The organism is Haloechinothrix alba, assembly GCF_900188115.1.
Taxonomy (GTDB): domain Bacteria; phylum Actinomycetota; class Actinomycetes; order Mycobacteriales; family Pseudonocardiaceae; genus Haloechinothrix; species Haloechinothrix alba.
On the sequence record NZ_FZNW01000021.1, the window covers coordinates 1 to 16853 of the forward strand.

The 16853-nt window shown below is 70.1% G+C and carries 17 protein-coding genes, 1 rRNA gene and 1 pseudogene; 8 read left to right on the top strand and 11 right to left on the bottom strand.

All coding sequences use genetic code 11. The features are described from left to right. A 23S ribosomal RNA gene (locus CHB84_RS18360) occupies window positions 1-202 on the top strand; the annotation flags it as partial. Between the two features lie 444 nt (window positions 203-646). Beyond that, window positions 647-1849, top strand: a complete 1203-nt coding sequence (gene thiI, locus CHB84_RS18365) for a tRNA uracil 4-sulfurtransferase ThiI (protein WP_089302894.1) — start codon at window positions 647-649, stop codon at window positions 1847-1849. A gap of 157 nt (window positions 1850-2006) precedes the next feature. Here the strand turns inward: thiI and CHB84_RS18370 are convergent, their stop codons facing one another. Further along, window positions 2007-2969, bottom strand: a complete 963-nt coding sequence (locus CHB84_RS18370) for a trypsin-like serine protease (protein ID WP_176440033.1) — start codon at window positions 2967-2969, stop codon at window positions 2007-2009. Between the two features lie 224 nt (window positions 2970-3193). On the opposite strand from CHB84_RS18370, the gene CHB84_RS23625 reads away from it, so the two are divergent. Continuing rightward, window positions 3194-4150, top strand: a complete 957-nt coding sequence (locus CHB84_RS23625; protein ID WP_176440034.1) for a LysR family transcriptional regulator — start codon at window positions 3194-3196, stop codon at window positions 4148-4150. A 74-nt stretch (window positions 4151-4224) separates the two neighbouring features. On the opposite strand, the gene CHB84_RS18380 is transcribed toward CHB84_RS23625, so the two are convergent. From CHB84_RS18380 to CHB84_RS23630, 4 genes and pseudogenes are all read right to left on the bottom strand, one after another. After that, the gene (locus tag CHB84_RS18380) at window positions 4225-4974 is read right to left on the bottom strand and encodes an AAA family ATPase (protein ID WP_089302980.1); all 750 of its coding nucleotides are present in this window, start codon (window positions 4972-4974) and stop codon (window positions 4225-4227) included. A gap of 114 nt (window positions 4975-5088) precedes the next feature. Further along, window positions 5089-5274, bottom strand: coding sequence for a DUF397 domain-containing protein (locus CHB84_RS18385; RefSeq protein WP_089302897.1), 186 nt, complete (start codon window positions 5272-5274; stop codon window positions 5089-5091). Further along, window positions 5271-5903: a DUF5753 domain-containing protein gene (locus tag CHB84_RS18390; RefSeq protein ID WP_245818837.1), complete on the bottom strand. Its 633-nt coding sequence runs from the start codon at window positions 5901-5903 to the stop codon at window positions 5271-5273. The genes CHB84_RS18385 and CHB84_RS18390 overlap by 4 nt, the downstream gene beginning before the upstream one ends. Before the next feature lie 9 nt (window positions 5904-5912). Beyond that, window positions 5913-6155: pseudogene (locus CHB84_RS23630) on the bottom strand (helix-turn-helix domain-containing protein); the annotation flags it as partial. Window positions 6156-6271: 116 nt separating this feature from the next. Here CHB84_RS23630 and CHB84_RS23035 point away from each other — a divergent pair. The 3 genes from CHB84_RS23035 to CHB84_RS22490 are packed head-to-tail and all read left to right on the top strand — an operon-like array spanning window position 6272 to window position 6866. Beyond that, on the top strand, window positions 6272-6445 hold the full coding sequence (locus CHB84_RS23035; protein WP_176440010.1) for a hypothetical protein: 174 nt from the start codon (window positions 6272-6274) through the stop codon (window positions 6443-6445). A gap of 32 nt (window positions 6446-6477) precedes the next feature. Then, window positions 6478-6684: a hypothetical protein gene (locus CHB84_RS18395; RefSeq protein WP_141134731.1), complete on the top strand. Its 207-nt coding sequence runs from the start codon at window positions 6478-6480 to the stop codon at window positions 6682-6684. Next, on the top strand, window positions 6681-6866 hold the full coding sequence (locus tag CHB84_RS22490) for a hypothetical protein (protein WP_141134732.1): 186 nt from the start codon (window positions 6681-6683) through the stop codon (window positions 6864-6866). Before CHB84_RS18395 ends, CHB84_RS22490 begins: the two co-directional genes overlap by 4 nt. Before the next feature lie 92 nt (window positions 6867-6958). Here CHB84_RS22490 and CHB84_RS18400 read toward each other — a convergent pair whose 3' ends face one another. From CHB84_RS18400 to CHB84_RS18425, 6 genes are all read right to left on the bottom strand, one after another. Continuing rightward, window positions 6959-8791 (bottom strand): GMC family oxidoreductase, encoded by a 1833-nt coding sequence (locus CHB84_RS18400; RefSeq protein WP_089302900.1) that lies wholly within the window; start codon window positions 8789-8791, stop codon window positions 6959-6961. 21 nt (window positions 8792-8812) lie between these two features. Continuing rightward, window positions 8813-10246 (bottom strand): hypothetical protein, encoded by a 1434-nt coding sequence (locus CHB84_RS18405; protein ID WP_217898628.1) that lies wholly within the window; start codon window positions 10244-10246, stop codon window positions 8813-8815. Continuing rightward, window positions 10243-10971, bottom strand: a complete 729-nt coding sequence (locus tag CHB84_RS18410) for a FadR/GntR family transcriptional regulator (RefSeq protein ID WP_089302901.1) — start codon at window positions 10969-10971, stop codon at window positions 10243-10245. The genes CHB84_RS18405 and CHB84_RS18410 overlap by 4 nt, the downstream gene beginning before the upstream one ends. Before the next feature lie 102 nt (window positions 10972-11073). Then, window positions 11074-12069, bottom strand: a complete 996-nt coding sequence (locus tag CHB84_RS18415; protein ID WP_089302982.1) for a zinc-binding alcohol dehydrogenase family protein — start codon at window positions 12067-12069, stop codon at window positions 11074-11076. Window positions 12070-12166: 97 nt separating this feature from the next. Beyond that, a complete protein-coding gene (locus tag CHB84_RS18420; protein WP_089302902.1) occupies window positions 12167-13897 on the bottom strand; it encodes a sensor histidine kinase in 1731 nt (576 codons plus the stop codon). A gap of 63 nt (window positions 13898-13960) precedes the next feature. Next, window positions 13961-14608: a response regulator gene (locus CHB84_RS18425; RefSeq protein WP_089302903.1), complete on the bottom strand. Its 648-nt coding sequence runs from the start codon at window positions 14606-14608 to the stop codon at window positions 13961-13963. A 174-nt stretch (window positions 14609-14782) separates the two neighbouring features. On the opposite strand from CHB84_RS18425, the gene CHB84_RS18430 reads away from it, so the two are divergent. After that, window positions 14783-15748 (top strand): Acg family FMN-binding oxidoreductase, encoded by a 966-nt coding sequence (locus CHB84_RS18430; RefSeq protein WP_089302904.1) that lies wholly within the window; start codon window positions 14783-14785, stop codon window positions 15746-15748. A 92-nt stretch (window positions 15749-15840) separates the two neighbouring features. Further along, the gene (locus CHB84_RS18435) at window positions 15841-16788 is read left to right on the top strand and encodes a universal stress protein (protein WP_089302905.1); all 948 of its coding nucleotides are present in this window, start codon (window positions 15841-15843) and stop codon (window positions 16786-16788) included. Window positions 16789-16853: the final 65 nt, after the last annotated feature.

Here is a 16853-nt window from a genome sequence, read left to right on the forward strand (position 1 = left end):
CCGCCAGGGGCACGGCTGGTTAGCTACGTTCGGATGGGATAACCGCTGAAGGCATCTAAGCGGGAAGCCCGTTCCAAGATGAGGTCTCCCACCCCGCGAGGGTTAAGGCCCCCACCAGACCAGTGGGTTGATAGGCCGGAAGTGGAAGCGCAGCAATGCGTGCTCGAGCTAACCGGTACTAATCGGCCGAGGGCTTGTCCATACATCCGCGGTGTCCACTGTGGAGTTCTTGAGCTTCGTCGCGTGCTGGCGACTAGGCTGTTGTCATCGGTTTCGGAAACGGCGCGGACATTTGCGCCGGGTCGGGTCGTGCGGTCGGCGGGAGGTGACCGCGGCCCGATCTGATGATGTCGAGACCGGCGTGCGGCACGTCACGTGCCGGATGCTTCCGTCGTCACACCGTCTGCGGGCCCGTCGAGGTGCGCACCATCCTGCCGCGAGGATCGCGGGATCGTGTCGTACGGCGCCACGTCGCACGGTGGGCGGGCGCGCGGGGCGATCAGAGCAAGCGGCGGTCGCGCCGGGGCCTGCTGTGGGTGGGCAGCATCGTAGGGGCGCGATCGGCTACCGTAGAGGGGTTACGGAGTCTGTGTTCGCGCGGGCCGGGCGGGTTCGCCCCTGTTCTGGCTGCCGGGAGGTGAGATACATGCGTCCGCAGCCGTGCGTGCTGCTGAAGTACGGCGAGATCGCCCTGAAGGGGCGCAACCGCAGCTGGTTCGAGTCGCACCTGCGCAGGGGTGTCGAACACGCGTTCCCCCGCTCGCTCGGTGATGTGCGGGTGCTGTGGCGCCAGGGCGCTCTCGCGGTGTCCTGCCCGGAGCTGTCCGTCGAGGAGCTGGAGGCGCGCGCGCAACGCGTTATGGGGATCAGCGTCGTGCAGCCCGGTGTGCGGGTGGACAAGACGCCGGAGGCTGCCGCCGAGGCCGCCGTCGACATCGCGCGGCGACGCAGCGAGGGAGGCAGGCCCAGCTTCGCGATCCGTGCCCGGCGCAGGCACAAGCGCTTCCCGATGAAGTCGACGCAGCTGAACGCGTTCATCGGGGAACGGGTCTGTACCGAGGTCGGTCTGCCGGTGAACCTGAGCAACCCCGACATCGAGATCGAGGTCGAGGTGGACCGCAACGAGGTGTTCGTTTCCGGCGAACGTAACCGCGGCCAGGGCGGCCTTCCTGTCGGGTGCAGTGGCCATGCCGTGGTGCTGCTTTCGGGCGGCTACGACTCGCCCGTGGCGGCCTACCGGGCGATGCGACGCGGGCTGCGCTGCGAGTTCGTGCATTTCACCGGAGCCCCGTACACCGGTCCGTCGTCGACGTACAAGGCGTACGCGCTGGTGCGCGAGCTCTCCCGGTTCCAGCCGGATGTGACGCTGCATTCCGTGCCGGTCGGTAACGCGCAGCGCGCGCTCGCGGTCGGCGGTGCAGGGGAGGCCCAGATCGTCGCGCAGCGCAGGCTGTTCGTGCGGGCGGCGGAGACACTCGCGGGCCGGCTGGGTGCCGAGGCGCTTGTCACGGGCGACAGTCTCGGCCAGGTCTCCAGCCAGACGTTGTCGAACATGGCGACGATCGACAACGCCTGCTCGCTGCCGATCCTGCGACCGCTGGTGGGATGGGACAAGGAAGAGATCGTCCGCGAGGCCCGCGGCCTCGGCACGAGTGAGATCTCGAAGCTGCCCGACGAGGACTGCTGCACGCTCATCCTGCCCCCGAACGTCGCCACACACACCAACCCCGAGCAGCTGTCCCGCATCGAGCACCGGGTCGGCCTTGACGAGCTGGTGGAGAAGCTGCTCGCCGAGATCCAGGTGCTGCGACCCGGGCAGGCGGAGCCGGTGGCCTCCTGCGCACAGTGAGGCGGGGCGAACTCCCCCAGGAGTTCGCCCCGCCTCACCGCGCCCTGTGCACGAGCCGGGCTGTTTACCTCGGTAACCGCAGGGTTTCCTTCCTGCCGCCGGCGGGGTCGCCCGCCTGCGGCTGTGTTGTTGATATCGACCCGGGGCGCGGAGACGCTCAGCAGGCTCCGAGGTCCCGCCAGTAGGCGCTCTGCCCGGGCTCGTAGTACCAGACGTACCAGGTGGCCTCCCAGAGATGGCCGTTATGGCTCACCTGGTCGCCCGGCTCGTAGTGGGTGGAGGCCGACCACGCGTCTGCACCGTCGCACGGCTCCGGTCCGGGACCGGGGTCGGTGCCGCCCGTGACGTCGTCGATCCACTGCTGGTGCGCTCCGACGTGGCTGTAGATGGCGGCGTCGTTGTCCTGGCACGGGTGGCGTCCCTGTCCCGCGCGGCTGGTGGCGCCGGTGAGCTGCCACTGGCCGTTCACGTCGATGATCGAGGGTCCTCCGGAGTCGCCGTAGCAGGCGTTGGAGTCCGGGTCGTCGTCGCCGAGGCAGAGCTCGTTCGACGGGTCGAAGCCGTTCGTGCACCCGGAGGTGACCTCGAGGTCGAGCTGCTGGAGGTGCCGGGTGCCGGAGTCCCGTTCCCCGCTGGTGCTGCCCCATCCGAGTATCCGCGTCGGGGTGCCCTGCCGGTCACCGCCGTCGGCGATCGTGATCGGCTGCTCGGAGACCTGCCGGTCCAGCTCGAGCAGCGCGATGTCGTTGGACAGCGTGCGGGAGTTCCACTGGGGGTGGGTGTGCTCGGCGGTGACGCGGGCGACGGTGCCGCCGGAGTCCCGCGTTGTGATTCCGATCCGTACCTGCGCGATGTCGATGCCGTCCACGCAGTGCGCTGCGGTGACCACCCAGTCCGGTTCGATCAGCGAGCCGCCGCAGACATGCTGCCCGTTGCTGCGCTGCAGCGATGTCATGAACGAGTAGGTCTCGCTCGCGGGGTCACCGTCGACGATGTATGGCTGGACGTGGTCGTCGCCGGTTTGCGTGGTCTCGGCCGCCGCCGTGAGTGGTGCGGCCAGTGCCAGTGAGGCCAGCGCCAGCACGCTGGTCGTCGCTCGGGCGAGTGTTCGTAGTCTCATCGAGCCGTGTCTCCTTGGTCGTCGACCCTGACACTGCGCACTATGTGTGATGAGAAGGGGCATACGTCATGCCATCAGGGCATGCTCTCCGGTTATCGCGCGGGAACGGTCCGGTTCCGTGTTGTCAGCCGGTGCACAAACGTCGCTCGACAGCGTGAGGCTTGCCTCAGTACCCGACTTCGGAAGGGGTGTGCTGCACGTGCCGAACGGCTAGCATGCGGCGCATGGAGCTGGAGTCGCGGCACCTCCGGGTGGTGTGCGCCGTTGCCGAGCACAACAGCTTGACCAGGGCGGCGGCGGCACTCGGCATGTCCCAGCCCAACCTCAGCCGCCAGCTTCAGCGCCTCGAACGCGCACTGGGAGGTGCCCTGTTCGTCCGGCACGAGCGCGGCACGAGCCCGACCCCGCTCGGTTCCTACGTGCTCGCCCGTGCGCGCGCGGTGCTGCCCGCCATGGACGAGCTGAGCCTGGCGGCCTCGCGTCACTGCGGTGCTGTGGTGGAGACGGAGCGGCTGCGCTGCGGCGCCACGCAGGGGCCGCTGGGTACCCGGTTGATGCCGATCCTGCGCGAGCTCAACCCTGCTGCGGAGGTGACCCTGCTCAGCGAGGACTCCGGCGCGTTGCTGTGCGACCTCGTCGTCGGCGGGTTCATCGAGCTGGCGGCGCTGGTGGAAAGCGCCGGGTACGAGGCCCCGGCCAGGCCGGAGTTGGACCGCCGCGTGGTGGCTACCGCGCCGATGTGTTTGCTGCTCGCGGAGACGCACCCGTTGGCGGCGCGGTTCGAGGTCGACCTCGCGGAGCTGACCGGGGAGGACTGGGTGATCAAGCCACCTGCCGACAACCGCATCCGCGAGAATCTGACCATGGCCTGCCACGAGCGCGGGTTCGAGCCGGTCATCCGGTACGAGGCGGGTGCCAGCGAGGCACGCGAGCTGATCAGGGACGGTTACGCGATCGGGCTGGGTCTGTCGACCTTCCGCGCGACCCCCGGTATCGCCGTCCGCCCCATCGTCGGCGACCCGTTCTGGGAGAAGAACGAGCTGGTCTGGCACAAGACGGGGCCGTTGGCCGATATCGGCGACAAGCTCGTCGGCCGGGCACGGGTCGCCTACCAGGAAGCCGCCGAGCAGAGCCCGGCGCGGAAGGCGCGGCGGGACCGCGAACAGCGCCAGCGGGTGTAGCGGTCCGTGCCTGCCCCGAGGTTGGTGCGTTGGCAGGCAGCGGCCCCCCGCGTCGGGAGCTTCCATGGCCGTGGTCACGACGGCTCGTCCTCGTCGAGCAGGTGACGTAGGTACTTCTCGGGTGCGGTCAGGAAGTCGCGGGTAAGCCGCACCGGAAGGGCCTGGTCGTAGTCGACGGCTTCGGCTGTGCCATCCTCGTCGATCTCGATGATGCGTGCACCGGGCAATGCGAGCAGGATCGGCGAGTGTGTGGCCACGAGGATTTGGCTGCCCTGCGCGGCTAGATCGGCCAGCCGGGCCAGCAGGGCCATGCAGCCGCGCACCGATAGTGCTGCCTCGGGCTCGTCAAGCAGGTACAGCCCACCGGGTGCGAACCGGTGCGTGACCAGGTCGAGGAAGCTCTCGCCGTGCGAACGTTCGTGCGGTGAGGTGCCGCCGTAGGCCGGTAACAGCGGCGGCGAGTAGGGGTCCTGGTCGAGGCGTTCTATCTCGCTGGCGACGTTGTAGTAGGACTCCGCGCGCAGGAAGAAGCCGGTGCGCGGTTTGCGTTCCCACCGCAGAATCAGGTGGTCTCCCAGGCTGGACTCTGTTGCGCGCGTGGCGAACCGGAACGACCGCGACCCACCCTCTGGGTTGAACCCAGCCGCTACCGCGATCGCTTCGACCAGGGTGGATTTGCCTGTGCCGTTCTCGCCGACGAAGAAGGTCACCGGCGTCTCGAGGCCAAGCCCGCCGGAGGCCGCGAGGTGAACGACCACGGGCAATGTGAACGGATACCGGTCGGTCTCCAAACCGGGTTCCAGGCGGACATGGCGCAAGAACACGCCGTTACTCCTGAGTGAGCCGGTACTGGTCATCCCGGATTCGTTTCCAGCGTGGCCGCGTACAGTCATGCCTCCGGCCCTCTCGAGACCGGAGGCATGATCTGCAGAAGGCGTCTACAGCTCGAGAAGGCTCGCGGTGAACGCGCGCCACGCGGTGAACGGCACCTCGACGGTGCCGCCGTCGCGGTCCTTGGTGTCGCGCACTCGTGCGGACCGAGAAAGGGACACCTCCACGCAGTTGTCGGTCTGGGTGCTGCGACTGCTCTTCCTCCAAGTATCGGTCTTGCCGGGTACCGTCATGCTGTCGTCTCCTTGCTGTTGATGACATCGGCGACGAGCCTGAGCGAGTCGCTGGGGCTCATCGCCACCTCGCGAACCTTATTCACCGCGTCTCGGTAGCGTTTCACCTCATCGGGGTCATGGAGGAACAGCCCGCTGATCCGATTTTCAAGGTGCACCACCGCGTCGCGGTCGTCGAACTCCGTCAGCGCGAACGGACCTTCAAGCCCGGGATGCCACGGGCAACGTGTGGGAATCACGCGCAGCTCCACGTTGTCGCGGTGCCCGTAGTCGTGCAGCGTCCGCAGCTGGTCGGCCATCAACTCGTGTCCACCGATTTCCTGGTACAGCACTGGTTCCCAGATGACGGCAGACAGCCGCGCCGGGTTGCGACGGGTGATCGCCTCACGTCGCCCGACTCGTACTGCCACTCTCATGTCGATCTCATCGTGGTCGACGTCCCCCGCGATCATCATGGCCCGGGCGTAGTCGGCTGTCTGCAGTAAGCCGGGTATCAGCAACGGCGAGACGGCGGTGATTGCTGTGGCGTCTCGCTCGATCTCCAATAGCGTGGCGAGCTGGCGCTGTCGATCCGGCATATTGATGGACAGCCAGTGCGATCCATCCGGGTCACGTGCGAGTTCGATCAACTCTTCACGCTGCTCGGCGGGAGCATTGACCGCGGTCAGGAATACGGCGACATCCTCGGGGCGGGGTGCGCGTTGCCCGGTTTCCCACCGGGATAGGGAAGCGTGGGAAGTGCCGACCTCGGTAGCGAGCTCCCGGAGGCCGTATCCGGCTGACTCGCGTGCGCGGCGCAACTCGGCGCCGATGGCTCGCGCTTTCGGGGTGGTACCGGGCATGCACCACATGCTACGCCGACACTGCGCGTGACCGCCCATCACTCGAACAGTGCATTGTTGCCTGCGGTACAGAAGTCGTATTGTTTCGGTACCGCTGGTACCAATTGGTACCAATCCGGTGACGCTGTCATCGTACTGTCTATGGGGAGACGACCATGTTCTGGCTCTGGCTATCGTTGATCTTCGCTCTGCCGTTTCTCACGCTCGTGCCCTGGGACAGGGCGCGCGGCTGGCTGCTGTCGCGCCGGTGGCAGCACGACCCGCACGACACGCGCCCCCGCATGGTCGCCACCCGCGACGGGTACGAGCTCGACCGGGGCCGGCGATGACAGCGGCGTCCCGCCTGCCCACGCACGGGTGGATGCCCGAAATCCCCACCGGCAGCCACACGCTGCCCGCCCACTACATCACCCCCGGCAGCCCGCTGCAGCCGATCGTGCCCGGCCACGCCTTCCCCCGCGGCTACCAAGCCCCCTGCGGCGCCTGGTGCCTGCCCATCTACGGCCACGACCCCTGCAGCCGCATCGCCCGCCACCCACACTGCACCACCTGCGAGCAGGGCACGTGACGCGGTGGGTGACCGTGGCGCAGCAACGGCATGCCATCCGCCGCACCGAGGCGGCACGCGGCATACCGGTGATCATCACCATGTGCGGATACCGCGTATGGCAGACCACCTACGACACACGCATGGCCGGACCGACCGTGTGCCTGTCCTGCGCACACCTCACCGAACCACCAACCCGCTGACCCCCGGCCGGTGCACGCCACCCCCAACCGTGCACCGGCCGAGCACCACTTCCGATCAGCCGGTGCCGCATCGGGGGTGCCCGATAGTCGGGTCACCCGTCGGCGACGGCGCTCTCGGCGATCGCCAGCGCCGTGGCCATGATGGTGACCTGCGGGTTGACTGTCGGGCAGCTCGGCAGCACGGACGCGTCGGCGACGTACACGCCGGAGGTTCCCCGCAGCCGCCCGCGCTCGTCCACCGGGCTGGACTCCGGGTCGGCGCCCATGCGGACCGACCCGGTGGGGTGGAAGGCGGCGAGGTGCAGCTCGGGTCGCGCCAGCCGCTCGGTGATGGCATGCAGCTCGGCCGGTGTGCTCGCGCGAGGGTGGCGCGGGAGGCCGGTGAGGACCTCGGTCGCTCCCGCGGCGAACAGCACGTCGCCGATCGCGCGCAGCGCGGCACGCAGCTTGCCGTGGTCGGTCCGGCTCAGCCGGTAGCTCAGCACCGACCTGCGCCTGCCGTGCACCCGCCCGGACGGCTCGTCGGCGATCATCGCCCCGAGCGTGGCCAGGTGCGCCGAGGCCTCCTGCTCCGCACGCAGCTCGCGTCCCGTGCCGGGCAGCACGAACGTGCCCATGCCCGGCGGTGCCGCCGTGGCCTCAAGCAGGATGCCCTCGTTGTGCCACTGCTCGATTCCGACACTCTGCAGCACCCCCTTCCAGGACTCGACCGGCTCGGCGAACCGCCCGGCGAGGCTCGTCGCAGGATGCAGTGCCAGGTTGCGGCCGAGCTGGGCGTGGCCGCCGAGCCCGGACCGGCGCAGCAGGGGTGGTGTCTCGGTGGCACCCGCGGCGACGACCACCCGGGGACTCAGGATCTCCACGGGCGTGCCGTCCGGGCGCCGTGCCGCGACGCCCGCCGCAGTGCCACGGTCGACGAGCACGCGGTCGACGCGCAGCTCGGTGACGATGCGCGCACCGTCGGCGCAGGCCTGCGGCAGCGCGTTGAGGTGCACGCCGTTCTTGGCGTTACGCGGGCACCCCACTGCGCACTGGCAGCAGCCGCCGCAGCCGGGGGCGTTGCGGTGCAGCGGGCCTGCCTGCCACCCGAGCCGCCGCGCGCCTTCCAGCGCGAGCTCCCCGTTGCGCCCGAGCACGTCCGTCGGTTGTTCGGCCACCCCCAGCGTGCGCTCCACCTCAGGAACCAGCTCGTCGAACCGCTCCACCAGCTCGATGCCATCCGCGCTGCGCCAGCGCTCGACGACCTCGGCCGGTGGCCGGTAGCAGGTACCGGAGTTGATCAGGGTGCTGCCGCCGACGCCCTTGCCGAGCGGGAGCAGGACCGGTGGCGCCCCGAGCGCGGCTGTGGCACCGCCGTCCCGGTACAGCTCGCTGAACCGGTCGGCAGGCGGGCGGCCCCGGAAGTCCTCGACGCCGAACCGGCCGCCTTCCTCGACGATCACGACGGACAGCCCGGCCCGCGCCATGGTGCGCGCGACCATCGCGCCGCCCGCGCCCGAGCCGATCACGACGGCGTCCGCGGTGGCACGGGCAGGCCAGCGGTCCGCCGGGGTGCAGTCCAGCTCGGGGTCCGGGCGGACGATGCCGGTCTCGGGCGGTGGCTCCGCCGATCCGGATGCCAGCAGCAGCGGCATCTTCAGCGCATCCACCAGTGTCGCCAGCGCGGGGCGCGCGGTCAGGGTCCGGCAGACCTCGTCCCGCCGGTCGGCGTCGAGCTGGTCGAACCGCCTGCCTGTGAGCAGCACCGCCACGGTGTCGAGGGCGCCGGACCCCGCGTGCAGCCCGAATCGCGCGAATCGGGGGAAGCCCCGGCACAGGGCATCGACCCGCTCCGTGACGGGCGCCGCCTCCGCGGCGGTGTCCATCCCGAGCAGTGCCGCGACCGTCCCGGTCAGCGCTCGTGGTGGCGCGGTCTCGTTCGTCATCCCGTCACCTTCTACGTGCGTTCAGTGACTGCCACGTTCGTGGCTGCTGCCGTCGGTGACGCCGGAACCGACCTCGGCGTGCGCGGTCCCGTCAAGGGTCCACTCGCGATAGGTCGTCCACCGCCCGTCGGTGCGGTGCTGCACGACGATGTGAACGTGCGCCCGCTCCGTGTTGTGGCACACGGCGGGACTGCCGTCCGGGTTCCGGTAGTCCACGTCCACTGTGTCCTCCGGAGGCTGGGTCACCTCGATGTGCAGCCAGTACTCCCCCGACCTGCCCCACACCCGCCAGGTCGGTAGGCCGACGTCGGCTTTCAGCCGCAGCGCGGCGAGCAGCGTGTCCCCGGCGGGAAGGTCCCGCCCGCCGATGCGCAGCCGCACGAACGGCTGGGGCGGCAGCCGCCGCAACCCCGGCCGGGTGGACACCGCGGCCACGACCTCGGCGACGTCCCCGTCCCCGAGGTCCGCGTGCAGCCATGCCCACCGCCGGGCGTTTCCGTGCCCGTATATGTGCGCGGTCGCGCCGGGAGCGTCGGCGAGGTGCAGGTTGCGGCCCTGGTACCGGATGGCGCCGCGAAAGCGCTCCGCGGGGCGCGGGACGACCTGGGCTCCGGGTAGTACGCCGGTGCGCCACGCCCATTGCGGGAACGTGAACAGTGTCGGTCCGGACGGCTCGGCGTGCAGGTCCCACTCGATCTGTCCGGCCGTCCCGCGCAGGTGCGTCGGCGAGACCGTGACGTCGGGGGTGTCGGCGACCCAGCCGTGCCGCGGCGGGTGCCAGTCCCGCGGCCCGAACCGGTCCAGGACCGGCGGCCCGCCGGGAGGGAAGACCGCGGCCCACCCGTGCAGCCGGGCCGGGCCGCTGTCACTGGGCGCGACGAGCTCGTGGTGGACCCAGACACCGGTGCCCGTGTCCGGGTCGGTCAACGTCGTGTACCACACCTCGAGCCTGCCTGGCGTGCCGTCCCAGCGGGGCAGCAAGTCGTCCACATGAGACTGTCTGTTCCTGCGGAGCCGGAAGCTGCGCAGCATCGGCCACAGGTGGCGTGGGATCGAGAAGCGTACCAGTGTTTCGGCGACGACCTGGCCGGAGTCGTCGGTGATGGTGGCGGGCAGGGTGGTCATCGAGCGGAGCGGGCGCTTGAAGCTGACCGACTTCCAGCCGTCCAGGTGGAGTGCGCGCCCGTCGAGTGCGGTGAAGTCGAGCTGGTACCGCAGCCGCTTGCGCGTCAGTGGTGCGATGTGCAGGGTCCCGTACGCGGCGGAGTCCTCGGCCAGGTCGGGCACCGTGACGCGCCCGCGGAGGCCTGCGACGGTGTCGGCCATCGGATGCAACAGCTCGGTGACGGTGACGTCCAGGTCCAGCGTGCAGCTCGTGCTGGACCCGGTGTCACTGATCCGGCACTGGCCGGCCATGGTCTCGCTGAACGTGGTGTGCAGGGTGTTGGCTGTCATTCGTCACCTCCGCGGGCGAGCATGCTCTCAATCATCAGCTGGCCGGTGCGCTCCAGGTAGTCCGTCGCCCTGGAGCGCACCGTCTCCGCGTCGGCGCCCGAACACACCGCTTCGGACAGCGGGTCGAGCCGGTCGGCCGCCGCGGCGGGCTCGTCGAAGGCGCCGCGCACGGCGTGCCGCTGGCGCAGGTACGTATCCAGCACGAGGTTGATCAGCAGGGGGTAGACCCGGTTGCCGGTGGCGGCGGCCAGTTCCCGGTGCCACTCGCACTCGGTGATCTGCGCGGCGTCGGCGTCCGGCGCCTCGCGTAGCTGCCGCGCCAGGGTGCCCAGCCGCTGCTTGTGGTACTCGGAGGCGTCGCGTGCCGCGCGTACGGCGATCGTCGCGCCGATCTCGGTACGCACCTCGAACACCGAGCGCACCCAGCCGGGGGCGTTCTCCGCCACCAGCATGGGTAGCAGCTCGAGTCCGCCCTGCCTCTCGTAGTCCCGCACCCGGGTTCCGACGCCGTGTTTGGTCTCCACCAGGCCGGCCTGGGACAGTCGCATCAGCGCGTGCTTGAGGGTCGTCCTGGTCACCTCGTACCGCTCGGCCAGCTCGCGGGTGGGCGGCAGGTACTGCCCGGACGTGTAGGTGCCCGCGAGGATTTCCTGGCGCAGGTTCCGCTCGACGGCGTCTACCAGCGTCTCGCGGGTGAGTGCGGTGTTGGTTGGTGGGTGAGCCACTCAGTCACCGTAACACCGCGGCCGGTTGGAGTACAGCGGTAGCGAACGTTGCCGTAGCCGCGGCCGGTCGCGACAGCGACCGCCTGCGGCGAGCCCGGGCTGTCACGGGACCAGGACCGCCGCCCCTGTGACCCGGCCGTGGGCCAGATCAGCCAGGGCCGTGTCCGCCTCGGACAGTGGATAGCTGGTGGTGTGCACCCGGAAGCGGTGCGTGGCCGCGAGGTCGAGGAACTCCGCGGCGTCGGCTCGGGTGTTCGCGGTCACGCTGCGGAGGTCGCGTTCCAGGAACAGGTGCCGCTGGTAGTCCAGCGTGGGCACGTCGGACAGGTGGATACCGGCGATGGCCAGCGTTCCCCCACGGTCCAGGGCCTCCAACGCCGGGGGCACGAGTGTACCGACCGGGGCGAAAAGGATCGCCGAGTCGAGCGGTTCGGGTGGTGCCTCGGTGGTGCCCTGCGCGGAGGCCGCGCCCAGCCCGAGTGCCAGGTCGCGGGCCGTGGCGCTGCGGGTCATGACGTGCACAGTGGCGCCGCGGGCCAGCGCTGCCTGCGCCGCGAGGTGGGCGCTGGCACCGAAACCGTAGATACCCAGGCGCCCGCCCGCGGGAACGTCCGCCCGTCGCAGGGCGCGGTACCCGATGATGCCGGCGCACAGCAGCGGGGCGAGCTCGACATCGGAGTACCCGCCGGGAAGGCGGTGTGCGTACGCGGCGTCGACCGTGGCGAACTCGGCGTAGCCGCCGTCGGCGTCCCAGCCGGTGTAGGTCGAGCCAGGACACAGGTTCTCGGCACCGGACGTGCAGTACCGGCACGTTCCGCACGTGCCCCGGATCCAGGCGATCCCCACCCGGTCGCCAGGTACGAAGCGGTCGGAGCGCGAACCGGCGAGGACCTCGCCGACCACCTCGTGGCCCGGGACGACACCTGAGCGGTGCACAGGAAGGTCCCCCTCCGCGACGTGCAGGTCGGTGCGGCACACCCCGCAGGCGCGCACCCGCACAAGCAGCTCACCGGCAGCCGGGCGCGGTACCGGCTCGGAGCACTCGACAAGCGGGCCGGTACTCATCGGCCCGGGCTCCCGCACCCGCCAGGCCCGCATCGTCCCGGCTCGCTCGCCGGCTCGGTTCATGGCCCGCTCCTTGCTCGGCCGGCCCCAGGGAGCCGGTACGTGACCGCGGCTGGTCGCGGTCGGGTACTCAGGGCAGCGGTACCGACCACACCAGGCTGGTCCCGCCGGACTCCGGTGTGGTGGTGCGCAGCATGCCGCCTGCCGTCTCGGCCCGCCGGGCGAGGTTGCGCAGGCCACTGCGCGCGACGCGGTCCGGGATCCCGACGCCGTCATCGGTGACGTCGATGGTGAGGTCGTCGGCAACCGACACGGTCAGGGACAGGTTCTGCGCGTGCGCGTGGCGCACCGCGTTGCTCACCGCCTCCCGCACCACCGCCTCGGCGGTCTCGGCGAGGTGGTCGTCCAGCACGCTCAACGGACCGGACATGCGGATGGTGGTGTGGATGGGGCTGTCGCCGGTGATCTCGGTCGCCGCGGCGTGCAGCCGGTCGCGCACGTTGGCGCTGCTGCCGTGCCCGCCGTGCAGGTCGAAGATCGCGGTACGGATGTCCTGGACGACGTCCTGCAGGTCGTCCACGATGCCGGAGAGCTTGCGCTGCACCTCGGTGGTGCGAACCCGGGGCACGACTCCCTGCAGCGACAGGCCGATGGCGAAGAGCCGTTGGATGACGTGGTCGTGCAGGTCCCGTGCGATACGGTCACGGTCGGCCAGCACGTCGAGCTCGCGCATCCGCTGGTGGTTCTGCGCGAACCGCAACGCCAGCGCGGCCTGGTCGGCGAACGCCGCGGCGATGGGCAGCTGCTCCTCGGCGAACGGCTCCGATCCCCTGTTGCGCGTGGTGACCAGAACACCGGTGACCGAGTCCGCGGCGCGCAACGGCAGCACGAAGGCCGGTCCCAGTCCCACCCCGGTGTCCCCTGCAGGGTCGTAGGCCAGTTGATGAACCCGGCAGGGCGTCCTGGTGTTGAAGGCCTCGCCGGCCGTCGAGCCGTGCACCGGGATCGTCCTGCCGACCAACTCGCTGGTCCCCATGCCCACGGTCACCGAGATGACCAGTTCGGAGACTTCCTCGGGAGGAGCCTCGGCATCGTCGGGAAGCGCCAGGAAGGCGTGATCGGACCCGGTGAGCTCGCGCGCCCGCTCGGCAACCAACTCGAGCACCGTCCCGGAGTCCGTCCCCTTGAGCAGCTCGGTGCTGATCTCGCCGGTGGACTCCAGCTGCCGCTGCTGCAGGCGGGCCCCTTCGTAGAGGTGCGCGTTCTCGATCGCGATGCCTGCCGCCGCGGCCAGCGCGCCCACCACGACCTCGTCATCCTCGCTGAACGGCTTACCGTCGGACTTCTCGGTCAGGTAGAGGTTTCCGAAGATCTGGTCCCGAACCCGGATGGGCACGCCGAGGAAGCTGCGCATCGGTGGGTGATGCTCGGGGAACCCGGCGGAGGACGGGTGGGCGGTCAGGTCGTCCAGTCGTAGCGACTGCGGGTTCGTGAGCAGCTCGCCGAGCAGGCCGCGGCCTTCCGGCAGGTTGCCGATCCTCGCGCGTTTCTCCTCGTCGATGCCCTCGTAGACGAACTCGGTGAGCTTGCCGTCGGGACCGCGCACCCCGAGCGCGCCGTACCGTGCGTCGACCAGGGTGATGGCAGCGTTGACGATACGCCGCAGGGTCGCGTCCAGCTCGAGCCCGGACGCCACGGCCAGTAGCGCCTCGATCAGGCCATCCATCTGGTCGCGCGCGTCGATCATGAGCTCGATGCGCTCCTGGACGCCGCCCAGCAGCTCGCGCAGTTTCAGCTGCGAGAGGGTGTCGCGGATCGGGGGGTCGGTGTTGCGGTCGGATCGGTGCGCGTCACCCGGCATATCGTCAGGATGCCACCGGGTGGATGGGCTGACCATACGCAGGCGGAGCGATGCGCGCAGGCGTCAGCGGGCGCGTGGCTTGTTGTTTTGTAGCTTGGTCGCCAGTACCGCCACCTGCGTACGCCGTTCCATACCCAGTTTGGCCAGTAGCCGGGAGACGTAGTTCTTCACGGTCTTTTCCGCGAGGTACATGCGTTGGGCGATCTGCCGGTTGGTCAGCCCTTCACCGATGTGCGCGAGGAGGTCTCGCTCGCGTTCGGTGAGGGTGTCCAGTGGGCCGCTGTCCGTGGCGTCCTCCCGCACTTTCGACATCAGCGCGGCTGCGGCGCGGTTGTCCAGCAGTGACCGTCCGCTGGCGACCTCCCGTACGGCCTCGAGCAGGTCGGCGCCCTTGATGTCCTTGATGACGTAGCCCCCGGCCCCTGCGAGGATCGCGTCCAGCATGGCCTGGTCATCGGTGAACGAGGTCAGCATCAGGCAGTTCAGCTCGGGCATGTCCGAGCGGAGGTCGCGGCACAGCTCCACGCCGTTGCCGTCCGGTAGCCGCACGTCGAGCACGGCAACATCCGGCCGCAGTGGCGGGATCCGGGCGGCGGCCTCCGATACGGAGGAGGCCTCACCGACCACGGTCAGCTCCGGGTCGGACTCGAGCAGCTCGGCGAGCCCGCGCCGGACCACCTCGTGGTCGTCAACCAGAAACACCTGGGTCATGTCGCACCCTTACTGTTCGCGTTCTGCCTCCAGATTACGCGGCGGGTACCGGGGCGGGCACTGGTCGAAAGTCCCTCGTGATCGAGGACCAAGCGCAATGGTGCCAGCTGTCCGAGTGCGCGCAGGATGGATCCAATCAGCAGCGCACGCTCCCGAGCAGGAGGACGCAGACGGATGGCCACGACGGCGCAGATCATCGACAGGGCATTGGCCGACGCCGTGCTCGCGCCCTCCCCCTGCAACACGCAGCCCTGGTGGTTCCGGGTGCGCGGCGACCGCATCGACCTGTACCTCGACCGTGACCGGGTGCTTCCGGTCGCCGACCCCGATGCTCGTGAGGCCCTGCTTGCCTGCGGCGCCGCGCTGTGCAACCTGCGTGTCTCCGTGCGCGGGCAGGACCGGGTCGCGCTGGTCGACCTCCAGCCGGACCGGGAGCGGCCGGACCTGCTCGCTACGGTGCGGATCGGCGGTGAGCGGACCGCGACGTCGACGGAGTACAAGCTCGCCGAGGCCATCTCCAGGCGGCACACCAACCGGCACCCGTTCCTGGACAGAGCCGTACCGCTCACGGTTCGCGGCAAGCTCGCCTCGGCCGCGCGAGTGGAAGGCGCCAAGCTCGAGTTCGTCGACGCCTCCGCACGTTACGACCGCATCGCGCGGCTGGTGCGCAGGGCCGACCACATCCAGCGAACCGACCCGGCGTACGAGGCGGAGATCAGCGCCTGGACCAGCGGGACCGAGTCCCGGCCGGACGGGGTTCCGGCGAGCGCGGAGGGGCCGACGCCGCAGCAGGATGGCGTGCTGGCGCTGCGGAGCTACCACGCGCACGACGGGCTGCCCGCCCGCCCGTTCGAGCAGCAGCCGCTGCTGGTCGCGGCACTCACCTCGGTCGCGGGAGTTCGCTCCACCCTGCGGGCAGGTGCCGGCATACAGCGGGCGTTGCTGACAGCCACGCAGCTCGGACTGGTCGCGTCGTTCGTGTCCCAGCCCTTCGAGGTTGCGCGGACGCGAGCGGAGCTCGCCGAGCTGTTCGCCTCCGACGGCGAGCTGCACACGTTGCTGCGGATCGGCTACGGCCACCCGGTCGGCCCTACCCCGCGCCGCCCGCCGGCAGCCGTCGGCGCAGATGAGCATGAATAGCCCACCCGGTTCGCGCACCGTGCTCGACCAGCCACCCAGACGCAACGAATGCTGAGCCCCATGCGGGCCGGCGACAACACGGAAGGAGCATCATGACCAGTAACGCCGATGCACGCCACACCATCCTTGTCGGTGTGGACGGATCCGACTCCGCGCGCCGAGCGGCCTGCTGGGGCGCCAGGGAAGCCCGCAGGCGGGGAGCTGTTCTCTCGCTCGTGCATGTCTGCTACATCCCCGATACTCTGCCGCGCTACCCGGCTCCACCGAAGGAACGGTTCGACGAAGCCATGGTGGAGGCGGGCGAGAGCACGTTGTCGGAGGCGAAAGATGCCGCCTTGGCGGAGGCTCCGGACATCCAGGTGGAAACCTACGTCCATATCGGCCCGGTAGCGGCGACTCTGGTAGCCGAGTCCAAGAACGCGCGTCTGGTCGTGCTCGGCAGCCGGGGGCTCGGCGGGTTCGCGGGACTGCTCGTCGGGTCGGTGGGGGTCACGCTCGCGGCACACGGCGCGTGCCCCGTCGTCGTCGTGCCGAAGGACGGCGACGGCCGAGAGACCCCCGCCGATGTGGGCCTTGGCGATGTGGACGGCGCGGGCTGCGTGGTCGTCGGGATCGACGGTTCCAGGCGGAGTGATCCCGCCGTCGAGTTCGCCTTCGACGCCGCGTCTCAGCGAGGCGTCCCGCTCGTGGCGGTGCACGTGTGGAACCAGGCCACGATCGACACCGACTGGCCCGAGCTGTCCATCGCTACCTCGCACGAGGCAGAAGGTCAGCTGGAATCCCTGGTCGCCTCCGAGCGGCTGGCCGGATGGCGGGAGAAGTACCCCGATGTCGAGGTGACCGTACGGGTCCGGCGCGGCAGGCCCGCCGAGATGCTGCTCGAGGAAGCGGGTCGCGAGGAGGCGCCCGCCGAGCTGATCGTGGTCGGCTCTCGCGGCCGGGGACCGCTGCTCGGTCTGGGCCTCGGATCCGTGAGCCAGAAGGTGCTGCACCACGCGGGTGTACCGGTCGCGATCGTGCGCTCCGGAGCGCAGGCGTGACACCCGCCTCCCGGGGTCGGCATGTCGGCCTGGTCACCCTTGCCCTGCAGCGCGGGGACATCGCG

Bases quoted from the DNA above. Each gene is read 5' to 3' on its own strand.
- thiI (WP_089302894.1), top strand. From the start codon at position 647: ATGCGTCCGCAGCCGTGCGTGCTGCTGAAGTACGGCGAGATCGCCCTG.
- CHB84_RS18370 (WP_176440033.1), bottom strand. From the start codon at position 2,969: ATGAGACTACGAACACTCGCCCGAGCGACGACCAGCGTGCTGGCGCTG.
- CHB84_RS23625 (WP_176440034.1), top strand. From the start codon at position 3,194: ATGGAGCTGGAGTCGCGGCACCTCCGGGTGGTGTGCGCCGTTGCCGAG.
- CHB84_RS18385 (WP_089302897.1), bottom strand. From the start codon at position 5,274: ATGACGGTACCCGGCAAGACCGATACTTGGAGGAAGAGCAGTCGCAGC.
- CHB84_RS23035 (WP_176440010.1), top strand. From the start codon at position 6,272: ATGTTCTGGCTCTGGCTATCGTTGATCTTCGCTCTGCCGTTTCTCACG.
- CHB84_RS18395 (WP_141134731.1), top strand. From the start codon at position 6,478: ATGCCCGAAATCCCCACCGGCAGCCACACGCTGCCCGCCCACTACATC.
- CHB84_RS18400 (WP_089302900.1), bottom strand. From the start codon at position 8,791: ATGACGAACGAGACCGCGCCACCACGAGCGCTGACCGGGACGGTCGCG.
- CHB84_RS18405 (WP_217898628.1), bottom strand. From the start codon at position 10,246: ATGACAGCCAACACCCTGCACACCACGTTCAGCGAGACCATGGCCGGC.
- CHB84_RS18415 (WP_089302982.1), bottom strand. From the start codon at position 12,069: ATGCGGGCCTGGCGGGTGCGGGAGCCCGGGCCGATGAGTACCGGCCCG.
- CHB84_RS18420 (WP_089302902.1), bottom strand. From the start codon at position 13,897: ATGCCGGGTGACGCGCACCGATCCGACCGCAACACCGACCCCCCGATC.
- CHB84_RS18425 (WP_089302903.1), bottom strand. From the start codon at position 14,608: ATGACCCAGGTGTTTCTGGTTGACGACCACGAGGTGGTCCGGCGCGGG.
- CHB84_RS18430 (WP_089302904.1), top strand. From the start codon at position 14,783: ATGGCCACGACGGCGCAGATCATCGACAGGGCATTGGCCGACGCCGTG.
- CHB84_RS18435 (WP_089302905.1), top strand. From the start codon at position 15,841: ATGACCAGTAACGCCGATGCACGCCACACCATCCTTGTCGGTGTGGAC.